The sequence below is a fragment of the Cylindrospermopsis curvispora GIHE-G1 genome (genome assembly GCF_014489415.1).
Classification (GTDB): Bacteria; Cyanobacteriota; Cyanobacteriia; order Cyanobacteriales; family Nostocaceae; genus Raphidiopsis; species Raphidiopsis curvispora_A.
The window spans coordinates 1,947,533-1,964,728 of the sequence record NZ_CP060822.1; the positions used below are offsets into that span (position 1 = coordinate 1,947,533).

The 17,196-nt window shown below is 41.7% G+C and carries 12 protein-coding genes and 1 pseudogene; 7 read left to right on the plus strand and 6 right to left on the minus strand.

Features of this window, described 5'->3' with window-relative positions; genetic code table 11:
• Positions 1-88: 88 nt before the first annotated feature.
• A complete protein-coding gene (gene bchD, locus IAR63_RS08720) occupies positions 89-2,107 on the plus strand; it encodes a magnesium chelatase ATPase subunit D (RefSeq protein WP_187707280.1) in 2,019 nt (672 codons plus the stop codon).
• 3 nt (positions 2,108-2,110) lie between these two features.
• Here the strand turns inward: bchD and IAR63_RS08725 are convergent, their stop codons facing one another.
• The 6 genes and pseudogenes from IAR63_RS08725 to IAR63_RS18415 form a co-directional block, all read right to left on the minus strand.
• Positions 2,111-3,544 (minus strand): DUF4335 domain-containing protein, encoded by a 1,434-nt coding sequence (locus IAR63_RS08725; RefSeq protein WP_187707281.1) that lies wholly within the window; start codon positions 3,542-3,544, stop codon positions 2,111-2,113.
• Between the two features lie 13 nt (positions 3,545-3,557).
• Positions 3,558-4,160: a DUF3038 domain-containing protein gene (locus tag IAR63_RS08730; protein ID WP_407927155.1), complete on the minus strand. Its 603-nt coding sequence runs from the start codon at positions 4,158-4,160 to the stop codon at positions 3,558-3,560.
• 156 nt (positions 4,161-4,316) lie between these two features.
• Entirely contained in the window at positions 4,317-6,761 is a 2,445-nt protein-coding gene (locus IAR63_RS08735; protein ID WP_187707282.1) for an endonuclease MutS2, read from the minus strand.
• Positions 6,762-6,813: 52 nt separating this feature from the next.
• The gene (locus tag IAR63_RS08740; protein ID WP_187707283.1) at positions 6,814-7,704 is read right to left on the minus strand and encodes a tRNA (5-methylaminomethyl-2-thiouridine)(34)-methyltransferase MnmD; all 891 of its coding nucleotides are present in this window, start codon (positions 7,702-7,704) and stop codon (positions 6,814-6,816) included.
• A 10-nt stretch (positions 7,705-7,714) separates the two neighbouring features.
• Positions 7,715-8,836, minus strand: coding sequence for a histidinol-phosphate transaminase (locus IAR63_RS18410; protein ID WP_235678395.1), 1,122 nt, complete (start codon positions 8,834-8,836; stop codon positions 7,715-7,717).
• Positions 8,837-8,914: 78 nt separating this feature from the next.
• Positions 8,915-9,724, minus strand: a pseudogene (locus tag IAR63_RS18415) (sulfurtransferase); the annotation flags it as partial.
• A 49-nt stretch (positions 9,725-9,773) separates the two neighbouring features.
• On the opposite strand from IAR63_RS18415, the gene IAR63_RS08750 reads away from it, so the two are divergent.
• The 6 genes from IAR63_RS08750 to IAR63_RS08775 all read left to right on the plus strand — a co-directional run bounded on the left by IAR63_RS08750 (position 9,774) and on the right by IAR63_RS08775 (position 17,092).
• On the plus strand, positions 9,774-10,328 hold the full coding sequence (locus IAR63_RS08750; RefSeq protein ID WP_187704983.1) for a GNAT family N-acetyltransferase: 555 nt from the start codon (positions 9,774-9,776) through the stop codon (positions 10,326-10,328).
• 32 nt (positions 10,329-10,360) lie between these two features.
• Entirely contained in the window at positions 10,361-11,986 is a 1,626-nt protein-coding gene (prfC, locus tag IAR63_RS08755) for a peptide chain release factor 3 (RefSeq protein WP_187704984.1), read from the plus strand.
• A 39-nt stretch (positions 11,987-12,025) separates the two neighbouring features.
• Positions 12,026-14,221 carry a M48 family metallopeptidase gene (locus IAR63_RS08760; RefSeq protein ID WP_187704985.1) on the plus strand — a complete coding sequence of 732 codons (2,196 nt, stop codon included), beginning with the start codon at positions 12,026-12,028 and terminating at the stop codon, positions 14,219-14,221.
• Positions 14,222-14,244: 23 nt separating this feature from the next.
• Positions 14,245-14,583 carry a hypothetical protein gene (locus tag IAR63_RS08765; RefSeq protein WP_187704986.1) on the plus strand — a complete coding sequence of 113 codons (339 nt, stop codon included), beginning with the start codon at positions 14,245-14,247 and terminating at the stop codon, positions 14,581-14,583.
• A 203-nt stretch (positions 14,584-14,786) separates the two neighbouring features.
• A complete protein-coding gene (locus tag IAR63_RS08770; protein WP_187704987.1) occupies positions 14,787-15,281 on the plus strand; it encodes an RNA recognition motif domain-containing protein in 495 nt (164 codons plus the stop codon).
• 527 nt (positions 15,282-15,808) lie between these two features.
• On the plus strand, positions 15,809-17,092 hold the full coding sequence (locus IAR63_RS08775; RefSeq protein ID WP_187704988.1) for a glycosyltransferase family 4 protein: 1,284 nt from the start codon (positions 15,809-15,811) through the stop codon (positions 17,090-17,092).
• Positions 17,093-17,196: the final 104 nt, after the last annotated feature.

Sequence of the window (17,196 nt, forward strand, 5' to 3'; positions counted from 1 at the left end):
TGGCTACGAAAGACAGGTCATGACACCTACAAATTAACTCCAGTTTGTAGCTCTGTCGGTAACTTCAACAAGAAAGGAATGTCTAGCTATGTCAAGAAATTGTCGAACAGCAGCCAACCCAAAAGTCACAGCTTTTCCCCTAGCCGCTGTAGTCGGTCAAGAGGCAATTAAAACCGCCCTACTATTAGCAGCAGTAGATCCTGGTTTGGGAGGGGTGGTGATTGCTGGTCGTCGTGGCACGGCCAAATCGGTCATGGCACGAGGTATCCATGCTTTACTACCAGGGATAGAAGTTGTCAAAGACTCCATGAGCAATTGTGATCCAGAGCAACCGGAAACCTGGGATGACCAACTACTGGGACAAACCCTAGAGGAAATAGTCACAGAAATTATACCTGTCCCCTTTGTACAAATACCCCTGGGAGTAACGGAGGATCGGCTTTTAGGTTCAGTAGATGTGGAGCAGTCAGTCAAACAAGGTAAAACCGTATTTCAACCGGGACTGCTAGCTACTGCTAACCGGGGTGTATTATATATAGACGAAATCAATTTGCTCGATGATCAAATTAGTAATCAACTGTTGGCTGTCCTTTCGGAAGGACGTAACCAAATAGAAAGGGAAGGGATAAGTTTTCAACACCCCTGTAAACCTCTCTTTATTGCTACCTATAACCCAGAAGAAGGTCCCCTGAGAGAACATCTCCTTGATAGAATCGCTATAGCTCTTAGTGCAGACGGAGTACTCGGGTTAGACCAAAGAGTACAAGCGGTAGAACAGGCGATCGCCTATTCCATATCTCCTCAAGAATTCATACAGCAATACAATGAGGATATAGACTCTCTCAAAACCCAAATATTACTGGCCAGGGAATGGTTGAAAGAAGTAACCATTTCCTGCGAGCAAATTACTTACCTAGTCAATGAAGCCATTCGTGGGGGAGTGGAAGGACACCGAGCAGAATTATTTGCTGTCCGTGTTGCCAAAGCATCAGCAGCTTTGGATGGACGTAATAGTGTTAGTGCCGAGGACCTACGCCGTGCAGTAGAATTAGTTATAGTTCCCAGAACCACGGTTATTCAAACCCCACCACCAGACCAACCACCACCACCACCACCCCAAAATCAGCAGGACTCACCAGAACAACAAGAGGACCAACAAGAAGAAGAACAAGAACAACAAGAGGACCAAGAACAACAGGAACCTCCAGATATTCCCCAAGAATTTGTCTTTGACCCAGAGGGAGTAATTCTCGATCCAGAGGTACTATATTTTACCCACATGGCTCAAAGACAAGGAAAATCGGGCAGTCGCAGTCTGATATTTTCCGAAGACAGGGGCCGTTACATCAAACCCATGTTACCCAAGGGCAAAGTTAAACGCATTGCCGTTGATGCTACATTAAGAGCTGCTGCTCCCTATCAAAAAGCGCGTCGTTTACGACAGCCAGGGAAAAGGATCATAGTAGAACAGGGGGATATGCGAACAAAACGGTTAGTGAGGAAAGCTGGTGCCCTAGTAGTATTTGTTGTTGATGCGTCTGGTTCAATGGCTTTAAATAGAATGCAATCAGCGAAGGGAGCAGTAATGCAACTTTTAACTGAATCCTATCAAAACCGAGATCAAATTGCCCTAATTCCCTTTAGGGGAGAACAAGCAGAAGTGTTATTACCTCCTACCCGGTCTATTGCTTTAGCGAAAAACCGGTTGGAAAAATTACCTTGTGGAGGTGGTTCCCCCTTAGCCCATGGATTAACCCAAGCGGTCAGAGTAGGTGTCAACGCCCAAATGGGAGGAGACATTGGACAAGTGGTGATAGTGGCAATTACTGATGGTAGAGGTAATATACCGCTCTCCAGATCCCTAGGAGAGTCCCAGGAACCGGGAGAAAAACCAGATATTAAAGGAGAGCTACTAGATATTGCAGCGAGGATTAGAGCTTCTGGGATGCAGTTACTAGTAATAGATACAGAAAGTAAATTTGTCTCAACTGGTTTTGCCAAAGAACTAGCGAAAACAGCGGGAGGCAAATATTATCAACTACCGAAAGCAACCGATAGAGCGATCGCAGCTATGGCCAGGGGGGCCATGGAGGAGATGAGAAGGTAGGAGTTACGGGGTTTCTGTAAAGGTTTTGACTTTGCCATCGGGAGAGTAAACAACTCTAATTCTGAGAGTTTTTCCTGCTTTATTACTAGAAACAAAGGGTTTACCAATTTCTGGCATACCTGTGTTATCAATGTATTCTCTAGCAGCTTGATTTAAAGGTAAAATCCGCTGAATTGTCCCATCAACCTCGAGGGTGATACTATATTCTAGAGTTTCCGTAAAATCTGCGGGTGGGAGCCATTTACCTTGTAGATACTTCCCTGCTTCTGCTACTTGGGGTGTATCGTCAGATTTGTTTTCCTCACTAGTTATGGTGGCTGGGTCTTGTTTTGCAGTTCCTGCTAGGTTTCTGTCATTCTCCCCAGTTCTATTACTTCTATCTAATGGTTGTGTCTGTGGTAGGGACGGATTGGGATTAAGTAAACTATTGGGTAACCTATTGACATCTCCCGGGGGTATGTTACCTTGTATCCCTGAATCTATAGGATACCCCGATATTTTAGGGGGTACCTGGACCTGGGTGCTATTAGGAATAGTGTCTCCTGCAATTTGTGGTGTTTTCAGGGTATTATTACCTAGTATGCCAGGGGTTGTTGTGGGGAAGACCGTGCCCGATCTAGGAACATCCAAATTTTCCTGGCTAGAATTGGGTAAACCAGACGGTAAGTCAGCTAGGTTAGGTGACCTAACATCACCATCGGGGTTCGTAGTGGGTGACCCAGTTGGCATAGGTTCTTGAAGTTTTTGTTGGTCACTTACTCGCACCGAGCGCATATTGTTAGCATATTGCCAGGTAAGGGGAGTTAGACCCAAAGCCAAAGTTAACACTGCTGCTACAGGAGCCCATGGGGGTAACTTGGAATTTATGAACCTCTCAGCTCCCATAGTTGGCAATGCAATTATATCAGCAGAATACTCATCCAAAGCGCTAGATAAATCAAACAACTGTAATAGACTCAGTTCAATCACCGATCCAGATCTTTGGGTAGCTAGGGAACCCAAGTATAGTTTATGAGTTAGATTCTCCTGGAATTCTAGATAAATAGTAGCATCTGAAACTCCCGTATTATCTCTATGATGTGGAGGGGAAGCAGATGGAGAAGCTGGAGACACACTAGAAGCAAGATCCTCCGATTCTGAGGGTGAGGAAGGTGTAGATTCCCGAAAAATCACACAAAACCTATCGGATGACTCTTGCAAAAGTTGCTGCACGTAGCTGCTTACAGCATTACATAAAACCTCCAACTGTTCCCGATTACCCTCAATAGGTATTCTCAAATCTTCTGGTAAAGTTGGATCATCAAAATGCAATTGAAAACGTAGCTGATCCACCACGGTTTGACTCATCCAACGAGATAATGGTGAGCTTTCCGCTAGGATTTCTAACGTACAAGTGGGGGGTGTATAACGGCGAACAACAGAATTGGATCCAGGCATAGTAAAAATACCATTATCTTGTGGAACGGTCTAGCAATGTTAACCAGAGTCGGCGATGTCCAGTAGGAGAGCTATAAAAGAGTAAATCTATCAGTAGTTTAACTGCTAAATTAGTCAACAAATCAGTAGAAATTTTATCATCATCTTCCATTCTTTCCTGGTAAACATTGCAGAAGTTATCGGTATAATCTGCCAGTAAAGCATTTTGATGAAGTTGCTGGTGATTAGCCGCTATTTTTTCTAATAACCCTACAGCGCGGCGAATTAACTCTTGATGTTGTTTAGCAAGATAACAAGTAATTAAAACCAGAGATCTAGCCTCGTCCACATCTAGCTTTTTTCTTCCTCCTGGACTTTTGCGTAGGGGATTAGATTGGCGTAATCGCCATAAAGCTATTCTATCGGGTACTTTTGATTCCAAATCCAGATGGGTAGCTGCGGATAACATCGCATCTGAACCAATACCAGTTAAAGTTTCCAGGGCTAAAAGCACTAAATCCAATTGGGTTTTAATGTTATCCCATTCTACCGAGTTAGGAGTCGGAAACTGACTTAATTCTTGCCATGGGGAATTGGCTTTGACTGACTTATCAGTCGATTGCATAACTTTTGTCATAGGTGATCCGGTAAATAAAAGCTATCAAGCATGACAACAACAAAGATTGATTGGTTTTGGTTGACTCAACTACCCAGTTTAAACAAGAGAATAGGTCTTAGTTTTATGGGAAATGAAAATTTATTGTCTTAATTGTGAGAAGTTTTTAAGTTTTGCCTATTTGATATGGGCGATAGTTACACCAGTACCACCGTCTACCCGGGATGCTGCTTCATAATGACTGACCCTAGGGTGCTGTTGCAAGAACTCATGAACTCCTTGTTTAAGTTTACCAGTTCCATGTCCATGAATAATCCATACTGGTCCTGCTGCTTGGGAAATAACTTGGTCTAAGATATATTCAGCATCTGCTACCCTTTTTCCGCGTAAATCAACAGTATTTTTTGATGTGCGCATCTCTAAATTCTGAGTTGATGTTGATGATGCTACTATAAGTTCTTGTTTTTGCCCAGAAACTACAGCAAGTGGGGCCTTAGTTTTGCTAGGTAGTAATGGTTTTTCCCCATCTAGGGATTCCACATCCTCCAGGTTTACCGTCATTTTCATCATTCCAAATCGCACTGTCAATTCCCCATTTCCATCCGCAGCAGATATTACCTGGGCAGTTTGCCCTAATTTAGGTATGCGCACCCTTTCACCAGGTTCGGGGATAAATCCTTGTTTCACTTTTGGGGGAGCTACTGGTTGGTATTTATCCGCAATTTCAGTTAGTAACTTAGTTGCTTTTTGTGCATCTTGAGCCGTGGGTTTACCTTGTTGGAGCTGGCGAATTACCTGGGCAATTTCTCCCTTAGCTTGAGTAATGGCTTTCTGTACCGCTATCTCTTGGGAAGCTCGCAGATCTTTTTCCCTTTCTTCTAACGCTGTGGCTCGCTGGGAAACTTCTTTGTATAATTTCTCCGTCTGCTTGAGTAGTTCCTGGGCCGCTGCAGCTTTTGTTTCCTGACTCCGTCTTTGAGCTTCTAGTCCTGCAATTACTTGATTAACTTCATCCGTTGTTTCTCCCAATTGGCTTTTAGCATTCTCCACTACCTCTGGTTTTAACCCCAAGCGCAAAGCTATGGCCAGCGCATTAGAACGTCCCGGAATCCCCCACAATAATCTGTAGGTGGGGGAAAGGGTGGTTTCATTAAATTCTACTGAGGCATTTTCAAAACGAATATCCTCATATTTTAAGGATTTTAATTCCCCAAAGTGTGTAGTGGCAATGGTTAATTGAGCATGATCTCCAAGATATTTCAACAGTGCGATCGCCAGGGCGCTACCTTCCGCTGGATCGGTACCTGCTCCTACTTCATCCAAAAGAATCAGGGAATGACTGGTTTGGTAGGGTGAAGAATGTATTTCTTCTTCGATAGCATTCAAAATGCGACTAATGCGACGAATATGGCCAGAAAAGGTGGATAAACTTTGTGCCAAGGACTGCTCATCTCCAATATCAGCTAAAACGTGACTAAACCAGGGTATTTCCACCGGTTCACGTGCGGGAATAAATAAACCTACCTTAGCCATTAATGCGGTCAAACCCAGAGTTTTCAAGGTTACAGTTTTACCACCGGTATTTGGTCCAGTAATAGTGACCACTCTAATATGGGGACTAATTAGTAAGTCTACTGGAACCACTGGATGTCCCTGTTCGTGTTTTTGTTGCCAAACTAACAAAGGATGGCGTAATTGCCGCAGAGTGATAATTTCCGAAGATGAACCTGGGATAGAAGGGTGAATCAATCGAGGTGGATTACCCTCTATCCAAAGACTATATCTAGCTTTAGCTGCAGCTACATCTATAGTGGTGACAATGGCTAGTAACTTTTCTAGATCCGGTTTTACTTCTGCTACTTTTGTAGTTAATATCCTCAGTATGGCTTCTATTTCTACCTGTTCTCGTTTTAAGGTTTGACGCAATTGGTTGCCCATAGAAACAATACTATTGGGTTCAATATACAAGGTAGCACCACTAGTAGAAGAGTCATGAACAATCCCGGGAACTGCATCTTTTTGTGGTGCTTTAACAGGCAATACATAGCGATCGCCTCTTTGAGTAATAATCAGTTCCTGTAGAGCATTAGACTTAACTTGAATAATATTATGGAGTTTCTGGGTAATTTGACTACGTAATTTACGTAAATCCTCGCGGATTTCGGACAATTTTTGACTAGCACGGTCTGCAATCTGGGCCCGCTCATCGATACAGTGATGAATTTCTTGCTCTAACTCAGGATAAGTTCGCAATTGGGAGACCAAATCGCAGAGAATGGGTAAATCTTCCTGATTATCAATTACTCGACGTAAATTTCTCGCTCCTGCTAAGGTAGTAGCTATGGCCAATAGTTCTTCACTTGATAACAGACCGTGAAGTTCAGCTCTTTCTAGGGAATCACCAATATCTTGAATTCCCTCAAAAGATAATCCTGAAATCAGTTGGCTTTCTAACTGATAGACCTCCTTGGTTTGGCACAATAACTCTTCACTTTCCTCCAGTGTGGATGGAATTGGTAAGGAGCGAGTAACTATTGTGCCTAACTTGGTTGCAGCAAAGCTAGAAAGATGTTGACAAAGCCTAGACCATTCTAATAATTCTAAAGTTTCCGTTGCTATCATGAATTGTCAAGTTTTAACTGAGTTTAAATGTAGACTTAAATAGTTTTATCTTTTATTGAGTTGGGGGGTGATTTGTCAGCCATCTTTTTCTCCACTGAGAAGTAGATTCTAGGGTAGATGTGAGAACTTCCTGTTCTCGTCGTTTCATGATATCAGGAGCTTTATCTTGAAGTTGAGGGTCACGATAGGGAATGGCTGCACGGGTGTTTAAGTGTTCTATTTCTGCTGCACCCAGAGGATAAGTTTCTGTGATATAGTTGTGCTGATGTGGAGCATAACCAGCAATGGTTCCCGGAGTGCGTCTTCCCACAGGAGTGGTAGAGCCAATTATCAACCCAGCACACACTAAAGCTGTGCGGACAGCAGCAGCACAAGAGTAAGTTGCCAGCAACCCACCTGGTTGCAAACAAAGAGCAACCTGTTTGATAAACTCCACAGTCCATAGTTGGGGACAATGGGGTGGAGAGAAAGGATCTAGAAAAATCACATCTGCTAAAAAACCAGAGGAAAACACCTCCTGAATGGATTTTCTCCCATCATTTATAATTAGTCTAACACTTAAATTATCATCTTGATAACAGTGTTTAAAGGCAATCTCCCTCAAAATTAGTTTATACTGTTGATGCCAATCAGCAAAAACATTGTGACAAATTGCGGCTTGGGGAACCAGAGGATCTGATTCTAGACCTATAACCTGTACCCGACAATTGGGATTTTCTCCCCAAATGGATTGTAACGCTACGGCGGTGTTGTACCCTAATCCGTAACAAACATCTAAAATTTTAACATTTCCTGTTTGGGCGAATAGGGGTACTTGAGTGGGAATCACAAACTTGAGAAAACTCTCCTGTTTAGCACCATAAAGACTGTGGAAAGACTCCTGAAACTCTCCAGAGAAAAAAGTGAGGGAACCATCTTTAGTGACCTGGGGTAGAAAATCCATAGTATTTCTCTCAGATTTGCCCAAGTCTGTTCAATGTGCGGGCATTTTCCTCGGGTGTCCCTATGGTGATTCGTAATCCACCAGGTAATAATCTAATTAAAGTACCTTGACTCCTTAACTTCTGACTGATGGTTTTTAACACTCCATCGGGGGAATGATTGTGTTTTAACCGGACATAAATAAAATTAGTATTACTGGGAACTACCTCTAAAATGGGGTGTGTGGATAAATCTCGAATCAATTTATCTCTTTCTGTGAGAGTTTCAGCGATAGAACTCAGTAAAAGTTGGCGATTTTGTAGTGCCACCAAAGCACCAGCTAAGGAAAAACTTGGTAAATTATAGGGTAGACGAACCTTTTCTAAAATAGAAATTACTTGGGGATGACCTACACAATAACCTACCCGCATGGCGGCCAGTCGAAAAGCCTTGGAAAATGTCCGTAAAATCACCCAATTAGGATGTTTGATTAATTTTTCTACCAGGGTGTTTTGACTGAATTCAAAATAAGCCTCATCAATAACCACTAATATGTCCGGTGGTAAACCTTGCAACCAATTTAACTCTGATATGGTCAAGCAGTTAGCGGTAGGAGAGTTAGGATGGACAACAAAAACCGCCCGCACGGGGGGATTTGCTCCTTCTAAAGCTGTTTGAGCAGCAGCTAGGTCCATTTCAAAGTGATCATGGTTCCTACCCACACTGACTACGGAAATACCCAAAGTTTGTGCCAGGATAGCGTACATGGAGAAAGTGGGATTGGCAACCAAAATAGAGCCTGCTCCTCCCAAACAGGTGGAAATTAGTAGGGAACGAATTAACTCATCCGAACCATTACCCACAGAAATGTGAACAGCACTGAAAGAATCAGAAGATAGACCAGCGGATTCACTCACATATTGAGCTATTTCCGCTTTTAGTGCTTCGTGCCCCCCATCGGGATAGCGATTAGACTCTATAGTGTGTTGAAAAGTCTCAGCCAGTTTTTTCTTAATTTCCTGTGGCAAATCATAAGGACTTTCATTAGTATCAAGCCTATCCAGTTCAGTATTTACTGGTTCTAACGTATCACTACTAGGGTGAGGTTTATAAGATGTGAATTCGGATAAATCCGGGCGAATAAAAGAAAACATGTTGTTTGTCTGATAACTAATCCAATCGCTCCAACTACCAGGATAAAGTTTAGCAGTGGAAATTCCCGCTATTTCCAAGGATAGCAAATTAACACAAGCGGTGACACCAGAACCACAATAAACTATGATTTCCGGACTATTTGCTATTGCTTGCCATCGTTCTCCTTGTTCTGACAGTAAATAGCCCTGGGCATTTGTTACCCCTTGCCAAGGGTAATTTATAGCACCCGGAATATGACCAGCAATTGGATCAATGGGTTCCCTTTCCCCACGATAGCGATCGCCTTCCCTTGCGTCTATTAAAACTGGTTTGTTTTCTGTTAGTGTAGACTGATTAATTTGTTTTACATAATGTTTAACATAATTAAAATCCACAATTTTTGTTGCTTGTGGGTGGGGAGTAAAATTTCCCCTGGTTCCTGGTATGGTAGATGGTATATTAGAGACGGGGTAACCCAAACTTTGCCATCCGGAAAAACCGCCATCCAAAACGGCTACATTTTCGTGGCCCAGGTAACGTAATAGCCACCATAATCGAGATGCAAATGCCAATCGAGAATCATCATAAGCGACTACCAAAGATTCCCCATGATTAATCCCCATTTGTGCCAGCTTATCAGCCAAAATAGACACATCTGGTAAAGGGTGTCTTCCCCCATGTTGACCAACCGCACCAGACAAATCTTGGTTTAAATCCAAGTAGTAAGCACCTGGTATGTGACCCATCTGGTATTGACTCCTTCCCAGTAGAGGATCAGTCAGGGAAAACCGACAATCCACAACTACTATGCACGAGTCATCCTGTGTATTATTATCTGAAGTGGTAATATTACCAAATAACCACTGTGGACTAACAAACAATTGCTGGCAATATTTTAATTGGCTCATGTTCCAAAGAATCTCAACAACATTGATAATACAATGACATTTCTCTTAAATGCTTGTGAGTTTAAATGCTTGTGATTGGCAAGTTCGTGTGGCCACTTCCAGTGATTTGTCTGGAATTGCCCAAATAATAGCCGAAAGCTTTTATTCCCAGAATGGTTTATGGGGATGGGCCTTTCCATTGTTTAGAGTTGGTATTTATGAAGACCTCAGATACCGTCTGCGAACAGTAATGCCTCACCAGACTTGTTTAGTCGCTGTTCATACCAGCCAATTAGGTAACCATCAGGTTCTTGGTACGGTGGAACTGGGAGTGCGATTTGTCCATAGCTGGACAAATTACAACAGATTATTGCCTTATGTGTCTAACTTGGCTGTTGATCCAAGATATCGGAGACATGGTTTGGGTTCTAGTTTACTAACTAGTTGTGAACAAGTGTGTAAAAGTTGGGGATTTCAAGACATTTATCTTCATGTTTTGGAAAAAAATCATCAAGCTAGGAAGCTATACTTGAAGTTGGGATATGAGGTCTATGGGGTGGAGTCCAGTTGGCAGGATTTTTTCTTACCCTCCCGACAGTTTTTTTTGCATAAACGTCTTAGATAAAATAATATCTCAAGTTAAGCTTACTAATAACTATGACAATTGAACTAAATGAAGAACTGAGTCAAGCAGTAGAGCAACGGCGCAATTTTGCTATTATTTCTCACCCAGATGCTGGTAAAACTACTCTGACAGAAAAACTATTATTATATGGAGGTGCTATTCACGAAGCTGGGGCGGTTAAAGCTCGAAGAGACCAGCGTAAGGTGACTTCTGACTGGATGGCTATGGAACAACAAAGGGGTATTTCTATTACCTCTACAGTTTTGCAATTTGTCTATCATAGCTGTCAGATTAATTTGCTGGATACCCCTGGACACCAAGATTTTAGTGAGGACACTTATAGAACTTTAGCAGCAGCTGATAATGCAGTGATGTTGATTGATGCTGCTAAAGGTCTAGAACCTCAAACTCGTAAACTTTTTGAAGTATGTAAATTAAGGGGCATTCCCATATTTACCTTTGTTAATAAACTTGACCGTCCCGGGAGAGAACCTCTGGAATTATTGGATGAAATTGAACAGGAACTAGGTTTACAGACATACGCCGTAAATTGGCCTATAGGTATGGGAGATAGATTTAAAGGGGTATTTGACCGTAACCATAACCAGATCCATCTATTTGAACGGAGCGCCCATGGAAGTAAAGAAGCTCGCAGCACAATGGTCAATCTGGGAGATGCTAAAATTCAGGAATTGTTAGATCAGGATCTTTACCACCAACTCAAGGATGAGTTAGAATTGCTGGAAGGTGCTGGCGAAAAACTGGATTTAGATTTAGTCCACCAGGGAAAAATGACCCCCGTATTTTTTGGCAGTGCTATGACCAATTTCGGGGTGGAGTTGTTTCTTAAGTGCTTTTTAGAATATGCACTCAAACCTGGAGATCATCAAAGCAGTGCAGGGAAAATTGCACCAACTTACCCAGAGTTTACGGGGTTTGTGTTTAAACTGCAAGCCAATATGGACCCTAAACATAGAGATAGAGTTGCTTTTGTCCGGGTTTGCACAGGCAAATTTGAAAAAGATATGACAGTCAATCATGCTCGCACAGGTAAAGCAGTTCGTCTATCTCGACCTCAGAAACTTTTTGCCCAGGAAAGAGAATCTATAGATGTGGCTTATCCGGGTGATGTGATTGGGTTGAATAACCCTGGTGTGTTTGCTATTGGAGATACGATTTATACGGGACAAAAGCTAGAATATGAGGGAATTCCCTATTTTTCTCCAGAACTTTTTGCCACCTTAAGAAATCCTAACCCATCAAAATTCAAGCAATTTCAAAAAGGTGTTTCTGAGTTAAGAGAAGAAGGTGCTGTACAAATTATGTATTCAACGGATGAAGCTAAACGAGATCCGATTTTGGCAGCAGTTGGTCAGTTACAGTTTGAGGTTGTTCAGTTCCGACTACAAAATGAGTATGGTGTGGAAACGATCCTTGACCTATTGCCATATACGGTAGCTCGATGGGTAGATGGTGGTTGGGATGCTTTGAATAAAGTAGGACGTTTATTTAATACTATTACGGTGAAGGATTCTATGGGAAGACCTGTTTTATTATTCCGTAACGAGTGGAACTGTCAACAATTACAAGGAGACCATCCGGAGTTAAAACTCAGCTCAATTGCACCAGTGTTCTCCGCTGGGCAACCTGTCGAATAATCCCCAGCGATCGCTCTTTTACTCTTTCCTACTCCTCCTATGGTCCCATCCCAAAAGTCCTCTCTAGAGAAGGGTTTGTCTGCTCTTAAACAAGGCAGTTACTATGTGGCGATTAGTAATCTTGTACCTATTGTGAATAGACCAGACAATCATCATATTAAGTTACAGGCTCAAGTGGGTCTGGTTATGGCTTATGCACACACAGGGGAACTTTCTAAAGCGATCGCCGTGTGTCAGACGTTAATTGGTAATGATCATGCCCAACCAACTAATTCTCAAGTACAACAATGGGCAAAGGTTGCTATTGAACATTTAATTAAACGGCAAAAAAAACAACAAGCTAAACAGTCTCGTTTAATTGCCCAGTATAATTTACAGAATACCTATGATTTAGTAGATTCAAAACAAACCATATCTAATGAAGATTATGAAGATTCGGATCAGGTTGAGCGTACCAATACTAAATCAAATATTTGCACTGGTCCAGAAACAGCAAGTATTTATTGGCGACAGGCCAAACGGGCTAAAGTGTGGCAACCCTTGCGGAAGTACCACTTTATCCGGTTTGCAATTTCAGGACTGGTCACCACCATGGCCTTATTTTTTACTTGGCAAATTCTGATCAGCCTGATATTTATTTCAATGAATGAGGTCTTACATAAATTGCCTTATGTAGATCCATTGCCTTTTTTATATGTAAACCCAACTTTATTGATTTTAACTAGCCTATTATTCCTGTTATTATTTATAATGTCTCCTTGGTTATTGGATGGATTACTGACAAAATTCTATCACCAACAGCCATTTTCCAAGGAAGCTTTACACCGATACAGTCGGGAGTCTGTAAGGATTATCCAAAGAACCTGTCAACTGAGAAAGTTCCCCCTACCTCAACTAAAAATCCTACCCCTAACAGTACCAATTATATTTACTTATGGAAACCTACCTCAGACTGCGAGAATCGTGATCAGCCAAGGAATGCTAACACAACTAGCAGAGGATGAAATAGGGACAATTTATGCCTTGGCCCTAGGGCAAATTAACCCTTGGGGTTTGGGGATTACGTCTTTAGCTATGTTAATCAGCCTACCATTTTACCTAATTTATCAGCAAACAGCCATCTGGTCAACTAAAAATCAAAATACATTATGGCACTGGGTTGCCACAGGGTTGGGTAGTGTGAGTTATGGAATCTGGAGTTTGTTGACCGCTACAACCTTCATTAATTCTCGCCTATGTTTAAAAAATAGCGATCGCCAGGCAGTAGAAATGACAGGAAATCCAAATGGACTAATTCGCGCCCTGTTAAAAACTACCATTGGCATAGCTAGGAACATTAAAAATCAACAACAGACGAGTTGGGAACTAGAAAGTTTAAATATAGTTGCTCCTGTAGATTATAAGCACAGCTTTTTTTTAGGCAGTACTGCTGGTCAATTCACCTGGGAATCATTATTAATATGGGAAAACAATCAACCATACCGTCAATGGTTTACACTAAATAATAGCCATCCCCTCCTGGGCGATCGCCTGGAAAATCTGTGTCAAATTGCTCGCCAGTGGTACTTAGATACAGAACTGCACCCCATGAAACCAACTTCACCCCAGGTAAAAATGCAGTCATTCTTATTACAAATCGCCCCATTTTTAGGCATACCTATAGGTTTAGGAATGGGGGTAATACTATGGTTAACTTGGCAAATTGGTTATGGGTTGGAGCTATTTCACCTAAAATGGATTTATGATGGGTGGTCTTTTTTGGTAGGATTTTTAATGATTGGATTTAGTATGGGCACAATTGTGAGGTTAAACGCCTTATTTCCGGGGATTAAACCCGACAACCTAAACGGTGAAAAACAGGTGCTAAAATTCCTAACTAACCCTGCAGTTCTACCAATTAATAGTCTCAACATCCGGATCTCCGGTAGACTTTTAGGTAAGGGGGGTTCTGGTAACTGTCTAGGCCAGGATCTAATTTTGGAATCGGAAATTGGTTTAATCAAATTACACCATACATGGTTCCCCACCTGGCAAAAACTGATGGGACAACAGATTACCCTAACGGGTTGGTTACGACGGGGAGCTACACCCTGGGTTGATATTCACAGTTTAGAAACCATAAATGGTAAGATTATCTATGGTCATCACCCTATGTGGTCAACAGTTATAGCACTGATTGCCCAGTTCTGGGGTGCTTATATTCTATTAATGGAACCTGTTGTCGGTAGATTTTGAAAACTTTGGAAGATTGCACGCCAATGACCAATCACAAACAAAACCAAGAAGACTTAAAAGATTTTCAGTGGCAGAAAGTCAAAGCTGCTAATGGAGTCATGAAAGGTGATTATAATCGGCAACAATTTGATTTAGAACCCAACTCAGAATTTAGTTTAGGGATGAGATTAGGAATAGGTGGGAAATATTTGCCACCAAGCCATCACAAGAAAACCCCAACCATGATGTGGAAGATATTAAAAGTCCTCCAAGTTTTAGAGATTTTCAAAGTATTCCTGACGGCTTTTGGCCAAGGGTTAAGGGGTGTTATAGTCATCCTTAGTAGGGCGTTTCGCGCCTATGGAACAAACAGCATGAGTTAATTGTGTAATCTGTGTAATATGTGATATATTGACCATATATTCAGCATGTATTCATGTCGTTTGAAACTATAGTTTAACAGATGGGATTAAAAAAATTGGTTTGTGGCGATTTTATTAGTAGCATTTATATAAGAGCCTATGTAAGAGCCAAAAGTCAATGTTTTTCTTTTCTCACTTTCATGTAAACCTCGGAGGAAAAAGTCATGTCCGTTCGTCTGTATATAGGTAATTTGCCCAAAGAAGAAATTGACCGTCAAGAGTTGCAAGCTGTATTTGCTGCTGAGGGTGATGCGGTTACTACCAAACTAATAAAAGACAGAAAAACAGGTAAGTGTCGTGGTTTTGGGTTCTTGACAGTTAACAATGACGACCAAGCAGACCAAATTATCGAAAAATATAATGGTCAACTGTTCAAGGATACGGCCATTAAACTAGAAAAAGCATTACCCAGAACAAAAGGTGAAGAGGGTGAGGAGCAGCAGACCCCCAAACCAGTTCTACAATCTTCTAGTACACCAGCTCCAGTTCCCAGCACCAACAAACAGGGTCGTCGTGAAAAAAGTTCCAAAAAATCCAAGCGTGGTGGGTCACCTGTGGAAAGCACAACATCAGTTGATACGGATGCAATTCGTCCCGATCCCCGCTGGGCTGAACAGCTAACAAAAATCAAGCAGATGTTAACCGCCACTGCTCCATAAACCGGTCCTTGGGGAGTGGGGTAAGTTAATCAAGTCCATGCAATAACTAGTATTTGTATGGGCTAGTTTTGTCTTTAGCCATGTAAATAGATGTAAATTATGGCGGAATGGGGATTACTTGCTGGTAAGATTTACTAAATTAGTATTTTATGTAACAGAATTTTGTTATTTTTTTTTATACGATTATATTTCAGGTCTGTTTTTAAAAATTGTCTAACTAAAAATTGCCAAACCAAAAAAATAAAACTGTTTAGGTTTTATTGGTTAACCTCAACTTAACTTTTGCTTAACCAAAGGGAAGTTATAACATAAGCTAAATACATGATTTAATCGAAGCCACAGGAGGTTTTTACCATAGATAAAAAAACTGCTGATGATAATAAAATCAATCATCATAGAAAGATAATAATCGGTTAAAATGTGATTTTTGTATTAGGATAAACAAAGAAGACCAACTTTTAAAATTCAGGTCAACCTGGATGGCATACCATACTACCCTGTGATAACTAGCAACACACCAAGTATCTATGAACTCTACAACTAATAAAAGGATTGCCCTGATTTCCGTCCACGGTGATCCGGCTATAGAAATTGGCAAAGAAGAGGCCGGGGGACAAAATGTTTATGTTCGCCAGGTAGGTGAAGCACTATCCCAGTTAGGATGGCAAGTTGACATGTTCAGTCGGAAAGTCAGTCCTGACCAGGAGAATATTGTGCAACATAATTCCCATTGTCGAACAATTAGATTGACAGCAGGACCGGTGGAATTTGTTTCCAGAGACAATGGTTTTCAGTATTTACGAGAATTTGTGGAACAGCTATTAAAGTTTCAGAAAGAAAGCGGTTTTAAATATGAACTAGTTCACACCAACTACTGGCTATCCAGCTGGGTGGGATTGCAATTGAGACAGATTCAAGGGACTAAACAGATTCATACATATCATTCCCTAGGAGTAGTCAAATATAACACCATAGAAAACATTCCACCCATTGCCAATCAAAGGTTGGCAGTAGAAAAAGAGGTGTTGGAAAAAGGGGAAGTGATTATAGCCACCAGTCCCCAAGAAGAAGAACAAATGAGAACTTTGATCAGTGGGAAAGGTAACATTACAGTTATTCCCTGTGGTACAAATGTTCGCCGATTTAGTTGCGTGGATAGGGGGGTGGCTAGAGATAAATTAGGCATTGACAAGAACGCCAAGGTTGTGCTCTATGTGGGGAGATTTGACCCTCGCAAAGGGATAGAAACCCTAGTTCGCGCAGTGCGGGAGTCAAGGTTTTTTGGAGACCAAAACCTGAAACTGATTATTGGTGGTGGGAGTACACCAGGTAATAGCGACGGGAAAGAACGCGATCGCATTGAGGGAATTGTCCGGGAACTAGGAATGGTGGAATGTACACTTTTTCCCGGTTTGTTAAAAAGGGACATACTACCCTATTACTACGCTGCAGCTGATGTTTGTGTCATACCCAGTCATTATGAACCCTTTGGGCTAGTAGCATTGGAATCCATGGCATGTGGTACACCAGTGGTGGCTAGTGACGTGGGAGGACTGCAATTTACCGTAGTAAATGAGAACACAGGTTTGTTGGCCCCCGTTCAAGACGTAACAGCTTTTAGCTATGCCATTGATAGGATTATTGGTAATCCTCAATGGCGAGATAAATTAGGTTTAGCTGGTAGTAAGAGAGTTGTAGAAAAGTTTAGTTGGGAGGGTGTGGCCAGTCAACTAAACACAGTTTACACTCAGATGTTAGATAGGTTAAGCTTCTCCGGTCTAAAGACACGGAGATTTCTGAAGAGTCCATAAACGAACTTTCTGAGGCTGGCTTAAACAGCCTCTACTGATTCCGCTAAGATCAATTCCTAGCATCACCGCTACTTTAAATTGATTTCGAAAGTATAGCCTCAGAT

Excerpts from the sequence above, each read along its gene's own strand:
- IAR63_RS08740 (WP_187707283.1), bottom strand. The coding sequence starts at position 7,704 with ATGGATTTTCTACCCCAGGTCACTAAAGATGGTTCCCTCACTTTTTTC.
- prfC (WP_187704984.1), top strand. The coding sequence starts at position 10,361 with ATGACAATTGAACTAAATGAAGAACTGAGTCAAGCAGTAGAGCAACGG.
- IAR63_RS08760 (WP_187704985.1), top strand. The coding sequence starts at position 12,026 with ATGGTCCCATCCCAAAAGTCCTCTCTAGAGAAGGGTTTGTCTGCTCTT.
- IAR63_RS08750 (WP_187704983.1), top strand. The coding sequence starts at position 9,774 with ATGCTTGTGAGTTTAAATGCTTGTGATTGGCAAGTTCGTGTGGCCACT.
- IAR63_RS08725 (WP_187707281.1), bottom strand. The coding sequence starts at position 3,544 with ATGCCTGGATCCAATTCTGTTGTTCGCCGTTATACACCCCCCACTTGT.
- IAR63_RS08775 (WP_187704988.1), top strand. The coding sequence starts at position 15,809 with ATGAACTCTACAACTAATAAAAGGATTGCCCTGATTTCCGTCCACGGT.
- bchD (WP_187707280.1), top strand. The coding sequence starts at position 89 with ATGTCAAGAAATTGTCGAACAGCAGCCAACCCAAAAGTCACAGCTTTT.
- IAR63_RS08730 (WP_407927155.1), bottom strand. The coding sequence starts at position 4,160 with ATGACAAAAGTTATGCAATCGACTGATAAGTCAGTCAAAGCCAATTCC.
- IAR63_RS08765 (WP_187704986.1), top strand. The coding sequence starts at position 14,245 with ATGACCAATCACAAACAAAACCAAGAAGACTTAAAAGATTTTCAGTGG.
- IAR63_RS08770 (WP_187704987.1), top strand. The coding sequence starts at position 14,787 with ATGTCCGTTCGTCTGTATATAGGTAATTTGCCCAAAGAAGAAATTGAC.
- IAR63_RS18410 (WP_235678395.1), bottom strand. The coding sequence starts at position 8,836 with ATGTTTTCTTTTATTCGCCCGGATTTATCCGAATTCACATCTTATAAA.
- IAR63_RS08735 (WP_187707282.1), bottom strand. The coding sequence starts at position 6,761 with ATGATAGCAACGGAAACTTTAGAATTATTAGAATGGTCTAGGCTTTGT.